Below are 12,320 nucleotides of genomic sequence, written 5' to 3'. Positions count from 1 at the left end.
GAGCTCGGCGTTGCACATCCGGGGTGCGCGGAGCCGGGCGCCGCACATCCGCGGTGGGCCGTCGGCGGTCACCGGTCCGCGGCGAACGTGCCCGCGACCTCCAGGAGCAGCCGGGCACCGAACCCGGTGGCGCCCTTGGTGCGCCACGCGTCGTCGGTCTCGGACCGCATGGTGCCGGCGATGTCGAGGTGCGCCCAGGGCACGTCGCCGACCCACTCGGCGAGGAACAGCGCCGCGGTGATCGCCCCGGCGTGCTCGCCGCCCAGGTTCTTGATGTCGGCGACCTCGGAGTCGAGCTGGCGGCGGTAGCGCCGGTCGAGCGGCAGGCGCCAGACCCGCTCGTCGGTCCGGTCCGCGGCCGCCTGGACGAGCCCGACGAGGGTGTCGTCGTTGCCGAGGACCCCCGCGGTGAGGGTGCCGAGCGCGGCGAGGCAGGCGCCCGTCAGGGTCGCGATGTCGACGATCGCGTCGACGTGGTCCTCGCGCGCCAGGGCGATCGCGTCGGCCATCACGAGCCGGCCCTCGGCGTCGGTGTTGACGACCTCGATCGTGCGCCCGCTCCGCGTCGTCAGGACGTCGCCCAGCTTGGTCGCCGAGCCGGACGGCATGTTGTCCGTGCACGCCAGGTAGGCGCTCACGGACACCGGCACCTCGAGGTCGCGGAGCGCGGTCATCGCCGCGAGCACCGCGCCGGCGCCGGTCATGTCCGCCTTCATCGCGGCGTGCATCGCGTTGGACGGCTTGAGGCTGATGCCGCCGGAGTCGTAGGTGATGCCCTTGCCGACGAGCCCGAGGTGCCCGCGGGACTCCCCGTCGGGGGTGTACCGCAGCACGACCATCCGGGGCTCGACGACCGACCCGGCGTTGACCCCGAGCAGGCCTCCGCAGCCGGCCTCGACGAGCGCGGCCTCGTCGAGCACGCGGACGTCGAGCCCGTGCTCCGCCGCGAGCCGCACGGCGACGTCGGCGAGGTCCGGCGCGGTCAGGTGCCCCGCCGGGGTGCTCGCGAGGTCCCGGGAGAGGCTGGCGGCGCGCGCGAGCACGAGCCCCCGGTCGGCGCCGCGCCGGGCTGCCGCCGCGTCGGCGTCGTCGACGAGCAGCACGATCTCGCGGACCGGCACGGCGTCCGGCTCGGACCGCAGGACGTCGTACCGGTAGCGGCCGAGCAGGATCCCCTCGACGACCGCCTGCGCGGCGTCCTCGACCGGCGGCCCGGCCGCGGCCAGGTCGGTCGTGAGCACCGCGTCGCGCCGGCCCGCCCGGGCGAACGCCGCCGCGGCGTCCCGCACGGCGTTGTGGTCCGGGGCGTCGCCGACGCCTGTCGCGATCACCGCACCGCCCTCGCGGGGCAGGATCAGCGTCTCGCCGACCGCGGCCCGGAAGCCCCACTCGACGAGCGCGGCGCGGTCCAGCGGGATCCCGGACGGGACGTCGCCCGTCGCGGTCACGGCCAGCCCGAGGGCGCGGCCCGGATCGGTCCCGGGCGGCGCGACCCGGACGGAGACGGCGCCGAGCAGCGTGCGGGAGGGGATCGGGTCGAAGGTCATCGTCGTGCTCCTCAGGTCGGCCAGATGACGGGGACGAGCACGATCGCGACGACGAACCAGGCGAGCGTCGTGACCAGCCCCAGCTTCCAGTAGTCGGAGAACCGGTAGCCCCCCGGGCCCATGACGATCATGTTGGCGGGGGTGGCGATCGGGGTCAGGAACGACGCGGCGCCGGCCACCGCGACGAGCATGAGGACGGGTGCGACGGCGATCCCCGCGTCCTCGGCCATGGCCACCGCAACCGGGACGACGATGAGCACGGTCGCGGTGTTGCTGACCACCTGGCCGAGCACCACGGTCAGCACGAACAGCGCCGTGAGGACCACGCGCGGGCTGCCGTCGCCCACCGCGCCGATGAGCCACCCGGCGACGAGGTCCGCCGCGCCGCTCGAGGAGATCGCGACCGAGAGCGGGATGAGCCCGCCGACGAGCACGACCGTCTGCCAGGAGACGGCCCGGTACGCCTGCGGCACGCCGACCACCCCCGTCGCCACCATCGCCGTCGCCCCGGCGAGGGCGGCGATCGCGGGCGGCACCACGCCGCTCGCCAGCAGGACCACCGTCGCGGCGAACACCGCGAGCGCGCGCCACGCCGTCGGGCCCAGCGCCACGGTCTGGCGGCGGACCAGCGCCGGGTCGTCGGTCACGAGGACGTCCGCGTCGCCGGCCAGCGCCTCGACCGCGGGCCACGCACCGTGCACCAGCAGCGCGTCGCCCTCGGCCAGCTGCACGGGCCGGGCGCCGACGTCGCGGCCGAGCCGGCGCACCCCGAGGACCGTGACCCCGGAGCGCACCACGCCCGGGAAGACGAGCTCGCCGAGGAGCCGCGACCGGGGCCGCACGACGAGCTCCGCGACCCCGACCTCCCGCCCGAGCAGCGCCTCCCGGGTCTGCCGCGTCAGGGGTGTCGTCGCGACGGCCAGCGCGTGGTCCTCGACGAGCGCCGCGATGCCCGCGCTCGCGCCGCTGACGACCACCACGTCGCCGACCTGCAGGTCGGCGCCCTGCGCCGCCGGTCCGCCCGAGCCGTGCTGCACCCCGATGAGGGTCACGCCCGCCGGGACGTCGACGGCGGCGCACGGACGCCCGACCACGTCGGACCCCGCCTCGACCCGGAGCCGGAAGAACCCGACGTCGAGGGCGTAGTGCTCCACGAGCGTCTCGACGTGACGGGAGAAGTCGGCCGGCAGCACCGACGGGGTCCGCTCGGGCAGCAGCCGACGCCCCACGACCAGGGCCACGGCCACCGTCACGGCCACGAGCGGCAGCCCCACGAGCCCGAACTCGAAGAACCCGAACCGGTCGCCCGTGGTCTCGGCCAGCGCGTCGGACACGATGACGTTGACCGTGCTCCCGGACAGCACCAGCAGGGCGCCGGCGCTCGCGGCGAACGCCAACGGCATCAGGAGCTGCGAGGTGCTGTGCCCGGACCGTCGCGCGGCGAGCACCACGACGGGCAGGAGCGCGGCGGCGGCACCGTTGGGCGTGACGAGCGCGGCCATCACCGCCGCCATCACCATGAGCCCGACGAGGAGCCGGCTCCGGCCGCCGCCCGCACGGTCCATGAGCTGCTTGCCGGCCCACGCCGTGACGCCGGAGGACTCGAGGCCCTCGCTGAGCACGAAGAGCGACGCGATGAAGACCACCACCGGGTCCCCGAACCCCGCGAGGGCCTGCTCCGCGGTGAGCAGCCCCGTGACGTACAGGCTCAACGCCGTCAGGACCGCCACGACGCCGACGGAGAGCCGGTTCCACACGAACAGCGCCACGCACGCCGCGAGGACCAGCAGGCTGGTCGTCGCGTCCGACATGGTGGTCCTTCTGTGCTCGGCGGGCGTGCACGAATTGGCCCCACGCTAAAGCACGCCCGCCCGCCCGTCACGAGTCGGCCCGATCGTGCCGGCCGTTCCCGACGTCGTCCGGGACGATTCCCAGGAATCACCGCCCGAAAGGGCGGAACCGCCCGGTGGCGGCGCTGTTACGTTCGTTTCGGCTGAACCGTCCTGAGCTCGGAGGAGGCCCCGTGCGGGCTGCGCCGACACACCGGAAACGGCGCTCGTCGTCCCATTTCCGGGCGACGGCGCAGGGTGCGCGGGAGCGAATGCGGAGCGCGTCTCACGCCCGTTCTGCAGCACCCCCCGAGGGCGCGACGGGTGTGCCGCGTGCCGCCGCCGCGAATGCATTCCCGACACGTTCGCCGGTGCGTCGACCAGCGCCCGGCCGGCCGGCGCGGAGCGCCTTTCCGCGCGGCCGGAGAACCCCGACCCCGCGCCTCCGACACCCTCGTCGCCACCGTGGGCACCGGCCCGCGGACAGCCGCCCGAAGGAGCCGTCATGAGCACCGCACGGACCCCGCGACCCGTCACGCCGAACGCGGCCGGGCGCCCGCGCGCGCGGCGGCTGATCGGCACCGCGGCGCTGCCCGTCGTCGCCGTCCTCGTCCTCGCCGCGTGCGCCGCCTCGTCCGGGTCCGCCGGTGAGGACGAGCTCGTGGGCCGGAGCTTCGAGTCGACCGACGTCGAGGGCCACACCCTCGTCGAGGGCACGGTCATCACGCTGATCGTGAGCTCCGGCACGGTGAGCGTGAACGCCGGCTGCAACACCCTCTTCGGGGGCGCCACGTGGGACGACGGCGTCCTGCGGGTGCCCCAGCTCGCGAGCACGATGATGGCCTGCGACGGCGCCCTCATGGACCAGGACCAGTGGCTCGCGGCCCTGCTCGGGGGCTCGCCGCCCTACGAGCTCGACGGTGACACCCTGACCCTCGGTGAGGCGGGCGAGTGGATCACCCTGACGGACGTGACGGCATGAACCCCGTCCTCGCGTTCGTCGTCGTCATGGCGGTGTGGACCGTGAGCGACCTCGTCGCCAGGAAGACCCGCTCGCTGCTGTCGTCGCTGTTCGTCGCGTCGCTGATCTTCCTCGTCGGGTTCCTCACCGACGTGTTCCCCGAGGACCTGCTCTCGAGCTCCGCGCTGCTCGCGCTCGGCGGGGTCGTGGTCGGGTTCATCATCGTGCACCTCGGCACGCTGATCAGCCTCGACGACTTCCGGCGGCAGTGGCGCACGCTGCTCGTCGGCATCGCGACGGTCGTCGGCATCGGGGTCGCGCTCCTCGTGGCCGCCGCCCTGTTCGGGGACCGGGCGCCCGCCGGCTACGAGGGCGTCGCGAGCGCGCTGGACTTCGTCGTCGCCGGCACCGGGGCCCTGAGCGGGGGGACCATCTCGGTGCTGATCGTGCAGGAGGCGGCGCTCGGCTACGGGCTCACCGCTGTCGCGATCTTCCCCGTGCTCATCGCCGCGCTGCAGGGCCTCGTCGGGTTCCCGCTGACCTCGGTGATCCTCCGCCGCGAGGCCCGGCGCCTCAAGCACGAGTACCGCTCCGGCAACCTCCCCACCGTCGCCACCGCCGACACGGCGGCCGAGACGGCGACCCGCCTCCCCGCCGCGCTCCGCACCACCGCCGGGACGCTGTTCGTGATCGGCGTCGTCGTCCTCGTGTCGATCGGGGTGAACGACCTGACCGACGGCGTGCTCAACACGTTCGTCGTCGCGCTGCTGCTCGGGATCACGCTCCGGGCGACCGGGGTCCTCAAGCCGTCCGCGCTCGCCGGCATCGACGCGCTCGGGCTCATGATGATCTCGATCCTCATCCTGGTGTTCGCCCCGCTCGCCGGGGTCTCGCCGGCGGACGTCAGCGCGCTCGCGTTCCCGCTGCTGCTCGCCTTCGTGTTCGGGCTCGCCGGGATCGCGGTCTTCGCGGGCGTCACCGGCAAGCTGCTCGGCTACAGCGTGCCCATGTCGATCGGCATCGGGCTCACCGCGCTCTACGGCTTCCCCGGCACGCTGATCCTCAGCCAGGAGGCCGCCCGGGGTGCCGGCGAGACCCCGGAGGAGGTCGCGGCCATCGAGGGCGACATCCTGCCCAAGATGATCGTCGCGGGCTTCTCCACGGTGACCATCACGTCCGTCGTGGTCACGAGCATGATCGCGGGCTTCATCGGCCGGTAGGGCGGTGCGCAACCCGGCTCACGTCCCGCGCGGCGCCCGTGCGACGCGTGCCGAATGATGGGCGCATGAGCACCCCCTACCGCGTCATGACCGTCTGCACGGGCAACATCTGCCGCTCGCCCGTGGCGGAGGTCGTGCTGCGCTCGCGGTTCGAGGACGCGGGGCTCGGCGACCGCGTCCTGGTCGACTCGACGGGGATCAGCAACGAGGAGCACGGCAACCCGATCGACCGGCGGGCGCGCGCGGTGCTCGCGGCGCACGGGTACCCGGTGCCGCACCGGACGGCGCAGCAGGTGCGGGCCGTCGACCTGCCGGCCCGCGACCTGGTGCTCGCGATGACGTCGGTGCACGCGCGGGCGCTGCGCCGCCTCGCCGCGGACCCGCGCGTGGCCGGGCGGGTCGTGATGTACCGGTCGTTCGACCCGGCGGCGCCGCCCGTGGACGACGAGGCGTCCGAGCACCTGCTCGACGTCGACGACCCCTGGTACGGGGGCCCGGAGGACTTCGAGACGTGCCTCGACGTGGTGGAGGCGGCGGCGGACGCGATCGTCGAGCACGTGCGCGGGGAGCTCGACCGGCGGGCGACCGGCACGGCATAGGGCGGGCCGGTCGCGGCTCGCCCTCGGTGCGCCGCGGCTGGTCCCGGACGGCGGCTCGGGCACGCGCGCCGCGGACGGCCGCACGCACCGTGCCGCGGGCTCACCGGCCTACAGGTGCGCGAACGGACCTGTCCCGAGTGCTGCCAGGACGGCGGCGGCGTCGGGGTAGACGGCGACGGCCCCCGCCTCGCGCAGCAGGGCCTCGGTGGTGCCGCCGGTCAGGACACCGACGCACGCGACGCCGGCCCGCTCGGCGGCGATCACGTCCCACACCGAGTCGCCGATCATGACCGCGCGCTCCGGCGGGACGCCGCCGGCGTCGAGCGCCGCCCGCACCAGGTCCGGCTCGGGCTTGGCCGACTCGACGTCCTCGTCCGACGTGACCGCGGTGAGGACGTCGTCGAGCTCGAGGGTCGCCCGCAGCCGCCGGAGCTCGTCGGCCGGGGCCGAGGTCGCCAGCACGGTCCGCACCCCGCGGCCGGCCAGCTCACGGACCAGGTCCTGGGCGTGGGTGAACGGGCGGAGCAGCGGCGCGAGGTCCGCGTAGACCTCGGCGTGGCGTTCCTTCGCGCGCCGACCCACGGGGCCGTCGCCGTCCTCGCCGAGCAGCTCCTCGAGCAGCTGGGCGGAGCCCATCCCGATGCACCGGTGGATGTGCGAGGAGTCCACCGGGTGGCCGGCGTCGTGGAACGCGACGCTCCACGCGTGGACATGCAGGTAGTTGGAGTCCACGAGCGTGCCGTCGATGTCGAGCAGGACGGCTGCGGGTCCGTGCGCGGGCTGGTGGGGTTCGCTGCTCACCCCACAGTCATAGCCCGGTCGGGTGCCGGGCGCGCGCCCAGCGGGGAGGGCCGCGCGGGCGCTCCGAGATGCGGTCCGCCGAGCCGCGTGCCCACGATGGGACGTGGACGCACGACCCGGTGCGCGGTGCAGACACCGCCGCGGCCGGAGGCCAGCACCCCCTCCACCACCCAGGGAGAACCATGCGCGCAGTCGTCTACCGAGGCCCCCGTCAGGTCGAGGTCACCGAGGTCCCGGACCCGCGGATCGAGCAGCCGACGGACGCCGTCCTCCGGATCACCACGACCAACATCTGCGGCTCGGACCTGCACATGTACGAGGGCCGGACGACCGTCGAGGAGGGCAAGGTCCTCGGGCACGAGAACATGGGCGTCGTCGAGGAGGTCGGCCCCGCGGTGACGCGGATCAAGGTCGGCGACCGGGTCAGCGTGCCGTTCAACATCGCGTGCGGGGTGTGCCGCAACTGCCTGCAGGGCTGGACGTCGTTCTGCACGCGCACCAACCCGACCGAGGGCGTCGACGGCGCCGCGTACGGCTACGCGAACATGGGCCCGTACGACGGCGGCCAGGCCGAGTACCTGCGCGTGCCGTTCGCGGACGTGAACCTGCTCGAGCTGCCCGCGGGCACCGAGCACGAGAACGACTTCACGATGCTGAGCGACATCTTCCCGACGGGCTGGCACGGCACGGTGCTCGCGGGCCTCCAGCCCGGGGACGACGTCGCGGTGTACGGCGCGGGGCCCGTCGGGCTCATGGCGGCGCACAGCGCGCTGATCCGGGGTGCGGCGCGCGTCTTCGTCGTCGACAAGCAGCCGGACCGCCTCGCGCTCGCGGCGCAGATCGGCGCGGTGCCCGTCGACTTCTCCCGCGGCGACCCCGTCGAGCAGGTGCTCGACGCGACGCAGGGCCGGGGCACCGACTGCGGTGTCGAGGCCGTCGGGTACCAGGCGCACGACCACTCCGGCGAGGAGCACCCCGAGCTCGTGCTCGACAACCTCGTGAAGACGGTCCGCACGACGGGCGGCATCGGCGTCGTCGGCGTGTACGTCCCCGAGGACCCGGGCGCGCAGGACGAGGGCGCGCAGCAGGGGCGGATCGGGTTCGACTACGGCACGTTCTTCACCAAGGGCCAGCACATGGGCACGGGCCAGGCGCCGGTCATGCGCTACAACCGCCAGCTGCGCGACCTCATCGTCGCCGGCCGCGCGACGCCGTCGTTCCTCGTGTCGCACGAGCTCGGGCTCGACGAGGCCGTGCACGGCTACGACCAGTTCGACAAGCGCGTCGACGGCTGGACCAAGGTGCTGCTGCGCCCGGGGCAGGCGGCGTGAGCGGCACGAGCGCCGGGGGCGGCGCGGCGATCAGCTGGCAGGGCGACGACGGCTCGGGGTCGAGCGGGCAGACGACCGACCAGCCCGTCTCGACCCTCGAGCTCGTGCACGCGTTCGAGGGCCCGATGCCGACGGGGGTCACGGTCTCGGCGGGGGGTCGCGTGTTCGTCAACTACCCCCTCTGGGGCGACGACGTCCCGGCGACGGTCACGGAGCTGCGCGACGGGGTCGCCGTCGCGTACCCGGACGAGGCGTGGAACTCCCCGTCGGGGGACGACGACGCCGGCGCGTTCGTGTCGGTGCAGAGCGTCGTGGTCGACCCCGCGGACCGGCTGTGGGTGCTCGACACGGGCAGCCCGCTGTTCCGGCCCACGGAGCCGGGCGGCCCCAAGCTCGTGTGCGTCGACCTCACGGCCGACGCGGTGGTCCAGGTCATCACGTTCGACCCGTCGGTCGCGCTGCCGAGCACCTACCTCAACGACGTGCGCTTCGACCTGCGCCGCGGCGACGCCGGCACGGCGTTCATCACCGACTCCTCGGACTCGGGACCGAACGCGATCGTCGTCGTCGACCTCGCGACGGGGGAGGCGTGGCGCCGCCTGCACGAGCACCCGTCGACCCAGGCCCTGCCGTGGAGCGAGTTCCGGCCCGTCGTCGAGGGCCGGCCGATGGTTCAGCAGCCGTCGCCCGACGAGGACCCGCAACCCGTCGCGATGGGTGCCGACGGCATCGCGATCAGCCACGACGGCGAGCGCCTCCTCTACTGCCCGCTCGCGTCCCGGCGGCTGTGGAGCGTCTCGGTCGACGCGCTCGTCGACCGCACGCTCGACGACGACGCGGTCGCGGCCACGGTGGTCGACGAGGGCGACAAGGGCACCGGCGCCGACGGCCTCGAGACCGACGACCAGGGCCGCGTCTACGTCACCGCGTACGAGCACGACGCCGTCCTGCGCCGGCTGCCCGACGGCTCCTACGAGACGCTCGTGCACGACCCGCGGCTGCTCTGGCCGGACACCCTGTCGGTCGCCGCAGACGGCCACCTGTACGTGACGGCCAACCAGCTGCACCGCCAGGCGACCTACCAGCGCGGCGAGGACATGCGGCACAAGCCGTACGCGCTGTTCCGGACGCCGATCGACGCGGGCCCGGTGCGGCTCGTCCGCGAGTCCCCGGGCGACCCCGCGTGACCGCACCCGGCACCTGGCGCCCCCGCACACCACCGCCCGGCGGTCGCCCGGCGGCCGCGCCGGGACCCGGCCAGGAGTCGGTGTGGGACTACCCGCGCCCGCCGCGCGTCGAGCCGAGCGACGAGCACGTCGTCGTCCTGCTCGGGGTGTCGGTGGTCGCCGACACCCGCCGCAGCCTGCGCGTGCTCGAGACCTCCCACCCGCCCGCGTACTACCTGCACCCCGACGACGTCGCGCCCGGCGCCCTGGTCCCGGTCCCCGGCGCGACGTCGTGGTGCGAGTTCAAGGGCCGCGCGACGTACTGGGACGTCGTCGGGCACGACGCCGCGGGTCGCGAGGTGCGCGCACGCCAGGCCGCGTGGGGCTACGCCTCGCCGAGCCGCGGGTACGAGCAGCTCGCCGGGTACGTCGCGCTGTACCCGGGCCGCATGACGCGGTGCACGGTCGACGACGAGGTCGTCGAGGCGCAGGAGGGCGACTTCTACGGCGGCTGGCGCACGGGCCGCGTCGTCGGGCCGTTCAAGGGCGCGGACGGCACGCGGGGCTGGTGAGGGCGCGCCGGGTGAGCGCGCACGGCTCGACCGTGTCCGCAGGCACCCCCTCGGCGAGGAGCGGGTCGAGTCGCGGACGCGGTCAGAGAGCGATCCAGTAGCGGCGGACGTCGTCGCCGTGCGGGGCGTCCTCGGACGCGCCGCTGCACGCCCCGATCGTGGCGGCGGACGCGGTGTTGCTGCGCTCGCAGACCAGCAGCACCCGACCCAGCCCCTGTGCGGCGGCCTCCGTGAGCATCTGACCCAGCGCCCAGGCCGCGACGCCGCGCCGCCGCGCGGAGGGACGGACGCCGAAGCCGATGTGACCCGTGCGCAGCACGACGTCGCGAGGGCCGGTGCGCAGAGCGATCCCGCCCAGCACCTCCTCACCCTCCACGATCCAGCGGTACGTGGTCCTCGTCGCACCGGGGCCGGCGCGTCCCGCCCGTGCGGACTCGCCGGTCAGCCGGTCCACCCAGGTGCGGAACCCGGCGAAGGACCCCACGTCGTCGGACGGCGTCAGACCGAAGCCGTCCTCGTGCAGGCCCGGCCCCCACTCCTCGTGGGCTGCGTGCCACGAGGCGTACAACGCGGTCGTCGGTTCGATCAGCGTGAGCACCCGGTCACGGTACCGAGCGCGGAGCTGACGGTCTGATCCGGACGACGACCCGCGGCTTCTGGCGCCGCGCGGCGAGGCGCTCGACGAGCATGAACGCCCGGTACTCGAACCCGTAGCGGTCCCGGAACAGGTCCGAGAGGCGCGTGACCTCCGCGGCGTCCGTGACGAGCTCGGCGTCGCCCGGCACGGGGACGGCGCCCTCGGGAACGGAGCCGCTGCGGCTGCACGGGCGGAGCTCGACGCGGGGGGTGTGCCGGAGCCGCTTGACCTTGCCGCTGCCGTCGGGCGTCGTCACGAGCAGCTCCTCGCCGTCGCGGACCACCCAGACCGGCGTGGAGACGGGCTCCCCGGTGCGGCGGAACGTCGTGAGCGACACGAAGCGCTCGTCGCCGAGCGCCGTGAAGACGTGCGTGGGCAGGCTCGTCATGTCGGTGGTCCTCGTCGTCGTCGCGGCAGGGGAGCGCACCGGTGGTCTCCACCCTCGGGGCCGAGCGGCCCTGGTCCACCCTCACCGACCGCAGCCGATTCCGACACCGGAGCGTCACACCGGACGCCCCGGCGCGGCTCCGGGCCCTCCTAGGCTGTCCGCGGAAGCGTGGCGACCCGCCGGGACGGAGAACGCCGGCGGGTGGGCGCAGCCCGACACCCGGTTGCTCGCACAGCCCGACCGGGACCAACGAGAGGCAGACATGGACATCCTCGTCACCGGCGGCGCCGGGTTCATCGGCAGCACGATCGCGTCGGCGGCGCTCGACGCCGGGCACCGGCCGATCGTCCTCGACAACCTCGTCACCGGCCGTCGCGAGTTCACCGCGGGGCGCACGTTCTACGAGGGCGACATCGCCGACCGCGCGCTCGTGCACCGCATCTTCGACGAGAACCCGGACATCGCCGCCGTCGTGCACTGCGCCGCCCTCATCGTGGTGCCCGACTCCGTCGCGCGCCCCCTCGACTACTACCGCGCCAACGTCACCAAGACGATCGACCTCGTCGAGACCGTGGTCGAGCGCGGCTGCCGCCGGCTGATCTTCAGCAGCTCCGCGTCGATGTACCGGCCGAGCGAGGACTTCAGCGTCGACGAGTCCTCGCCGCTCGCCCCGACCAGCCCGTACGCCCGCACCAAGATGATGGTCGAGGGCGTGCTCGAGGACGTCGCCGCCGCGACCGACCTGCGCGTGCTGTCCCTGCGCTACTTCAACCCGATCGGCGCCGACCCGCAGCTGCGCACCGGCCTCCAGCTCGCCGCCCCGAGCCACGCGCTCGGCCAGCTCGTCGACACGCACCGCGCCGGGCAGCCGTTCCGGATCACCGGGGTCGACTACGGCACGCGCGACGGCTCCGGCATCCGCGACTACGTGCACGTGTGGGACCTCGCGCTCGCGCACGTCGCCGCGCTCGAGCGGTTCGACGCCGCGCTCGGGGGCGACCGGCACGCGGTCGTCAACCTCGGCACCGGCACCGGGACGACCGTCAAGGAGCTCGTCGCCGCGTTCGAGGAGGTCACGGGCGACCGCGTCGAGGTCGTCGAGCACCCCCGCCGCCCCGGGGACTCGGCGGGCGCGTACACGCGCAGCGACCGCGCGCGCGAGGTGCTCGGCTGGAAGGCGCAGCGGTCGGTGCAGGACGGCATCGCGGACTCGCTGGCGTGGATCGAGCGGCGCGGCACAGTGCTCCCGGACCTCGCGGGGTGACGGCG

The 12,320-nt window shown here is 74.6% G+C and carries 12 protein-coding genes; 7 read left to right on the top strand and 5 right to left on the bottom strand.

Annotated elements, in window-relative coordinates; all coding sequences use genetic code 11:
• Positions 1 to 68 precede the first annotated feature (68 nt).
• Both ACWFNE_RS02450 and ACWFNE_RS02445 read right to left on the bottom strand, forming a co-directional pair.
• Positions 69 to 1,547 (bottom strand): leucyl aminopeptidase, encoded by a 1,479-nt coding sequence (locus ACWFNE_RS02450; protein WP_452120871.1) that lies wholly within the window; start codon positions 1,545 to 1,547, stop codon positions 69 to 71.
• Between the two features lie 11 nt (positions 1,548 to 1,558).
• Entirely contained in the window at positions 1,559 to 3,358 is a 1,800-nt protein-coding gene (locus ACWFNE_RS02445; protein WP_452120870.1) for an SLC13 family permease, read from the bottom strand.
• A 523-nt stretch (positions 3,359 to 3,881) separates the two neighbouring features.
• On the opposite strand from ACWFNE_RS02445, the gene ACWFNE_RS02440 reads away from it, so the two are divergent.
• The 3 genes from ACWFNE_RS02440 to ACWFNE_RS02430 all read left to right on the top strand — a co-directional run bounded on the left by ACWFNE_RS02440 (position 3,882) and on the right by ACWFNE_RS02430 (position 6,156).
• Positions 3,882 to 4,358, top strand: coding sequence for an META domain-containing protein (locus ACWFNE_RS02440; protein ID WP_452120869.1), 477 nt, complete (start codon positions 3,882 to 3,884; stop codon positions 4,356 to 4,358).
• The gene (locus ACWFNE_RS02435) at positions 4,355 to 5,557 is read left to right on the top strand and encodes a hypothetical protein (RefSeq protein ID WP_452120868.1); all 1,203 of its coding nucleotides are present in this window, start codon (positions 4,355 to 4,357) and stop codon (positions 5,555 to 5,557) included. Before ACWFNE_RS02440 ends, ACWFNE_RS02435 begins: the two co-directional genes overlap by 4 nt.
• A gap of 65 nt (positions 5,558 to 5,622) precedes the next feature.
• On the top strand, positions 5,623 to 6,156 hold the full coding sequence (locus tag ACWFNE_RS02430; RefSeq protein ID WP_452120867.1) for a low molecular weight protein-tyrosine-phosphatase: 534 nt from the start codon (positions 5,623 to 5,625) through the stop codon (positions 6,154 to 6,156).
• A 108-nt stretch (positions 6,157 to 6,264) separates the two neighbouring features.
• On the opposite strand, the gene ACWFNE_RS02425 is transcribed toward ACWFNE_RS02430, so the two are convergent.
• Positions 6,265 to 6,957 (bottom strand): HAD family hydrolase, encoded by a 693-nt coding sequence (locus ACWFNE_RS02425; protein ID WP_452120866.1) that lies wholly within the window; start codon positions 6,955 to 6,957, stop codon positions 6,265 to 6,267.
• A 182-nt stretch (positions 6,958 to 7,139) separates the two neighbouring features.
• Here ACWFNE_RS02425 and ACWFNE_RS02420 point away from each other — a divergent pair, with 182 nt between their 5' ends.
• Genes ACWFNE_RS02420 through ACWFNE_RS02410 form a run of 3 tightly spaced genes read left to right on the top strand, consistent with a single transcriptional unit; the run spans position 7,140 to position 10,026 of the window.
• Positions 7,140 to 8,288: a glutathione-independent formaldehyde dehydrogenase gene (locus ACWFNE_RS02420; RefSeq protein WP_452120865.1), complete on the top strand. Its 1,149-nt coding sequence runs from the start codon at positions 7,140 to 7,142 to the stop codon at positions 8,286 to 8,288.
• A complete protein-coding gene (locus ACWFNE_RS02415; RefSeq protein WP_452120864.1) occupies positions 8,285 to 9,475 on the top strand; it encodes an L-dopachrome tautomerase-related protein in 1,191 nt (396 codons plus the stop codon). The genes ACWFNE_RS02420 and ACWFNE_RS02415 overlap by 4 nt, the downstream gene beginning before the upstream one ends.
• Entirely contained in the window at positions 9,472 to 10,026 is a 555-nt protein-coding gene (locus tag ACWFNE_RS02410) for a DUF427 domain-containing protein (protein ID WP_452120863.1), read from the top strand. Before ACWFNE_RS02415 ends, ACWFNE_RS02410 begins: the two co-directional genes overlap by 4 nt.
• 82 nt (positions 10,027 to 10,108) lie before the next feature.
• Here the strand turns inward: ACWFNE_RS02410 and ACWFNE_RS02405 are convergent, their stop codons facing one another.
• Together ACWFNE_RS02405 and ACWFNE_RS02400 are read right to left on the bottom strand one after the other, a co-directional pair.
• Positions 10,109 to 10,624 carry a GNAT family N-acetyltransferase gene (locus ACWFNE_RS02405; protein WP_452120862.1) on the bottom strand — a complete coding sequence of 172 codons (516 nt, stop codon included), beginning with the start codon at positions 10,622 to 10,624 and terminating at the stop codon, positions 10,109 to 10,111.
• A gap of 4 nt (positions 10,625 to 10,628) precedes the next feature.
• Positions 10,629 to 11,051, bottom strand: a complete 423-nt coding sequence (locus ACWFNE_RS02400) for a PPOX class F420-dependent oxidoreductase (protein ID WP_452120861.1) — start codon at positions 11,049 to 11,051, stop codon at positions 10,629 to 10,631.
• Positions 11,052 to 11,313: 262 nt separating this feature from the next.
• On the opposite strand from ACWFNE_RS02400, the gene galE reads away from it, so the two are divergent.
• Positions 11,314 to 12,315 carry a UDP-glucose 4-epimerase GalE gene (gene galE / locus ACWFNE_RS02395; protein ID WP_452120860.1) on the top strand — a complete coding sequence of 334 codons (1,002 nt, stop codon included), beginning with the start codon at positions 11,314 to 11,316 and terminating at the stop codon, positions 12,313 to 12,315.
• Positions 12,316 to 12,320 lie beyond the last annotated feature (5 nt).

This window comes from Cellulomonas sp. NPDC055163 (genome assembly GCF_053607065.1).
The sequence above is the reverse complement of the archived record's forward strand: the minus strand, read 5'-3'. Positions and strand labels throughout refer to the sequence as shown.

Excerpts from the sequence above, each read along its gene's own strand:
- ACWFNE_RS02400 (WP_452120861.1), bottom strand. The coding sequence starts at position 11,051 with ATGACGAGCCTGCCCACGCACGTCTTCACGGCGCTCGGCGACGAGCGC.
- ACWFNE_RS02445 (WP_452120870.1), bottom strand. The coding sequence starts at position 3,358 with ATGTCGGACGCGACGACCAGCCTGCTGGTCCTCGCGGCGTGCGTGGCG.
- galE (WP_452120860.1), top strand. The coding sequence starts at position 11,314 with ATGGACATCCTCGTCACCGGCGGCGCCGGGTTCATCGGCAGCACGATC.
- ACWFNE_RS02435 (WP_452120868.1), top strand. The coding sequence starts at position 4,355 with ATGAACCCCGTCCTCGCGTTCGTCGTCGTCATGGCGGTGTGGACCGTG.
- ACWFNE_RS02440 (WP_452120869.1), top strand. The coding sequence starts at position 3,882 with ATGAGCACCGCACGGACCCCGCGACCCGTCACGCCGAACGCGGCCGGG.
- ACWFNE_RS02420 (WP_452120865.1), top strand. The coding sequence starts at position 7,140 with ATGCGCGCAGTCGTCTACCGAGGCCCCCGTCAGGTCGAGGTCACCGAG.
- ACWFNE_RS02430 (WP_452120867.1), top strand. The coding sequence starts at position 5,623 with ATGAGCACCCCCTACCGCGTCATGACCGTCTGCACGGGCAACATCTGC.
- ACWFNE_RS02450 (WP_452120871.1), bottom strand. The coding sequence starts at position 1,547 with ATGACCTTCGACCCGATCCCCTCCCGCACGCTGCTCGGCGCCGTCTCC.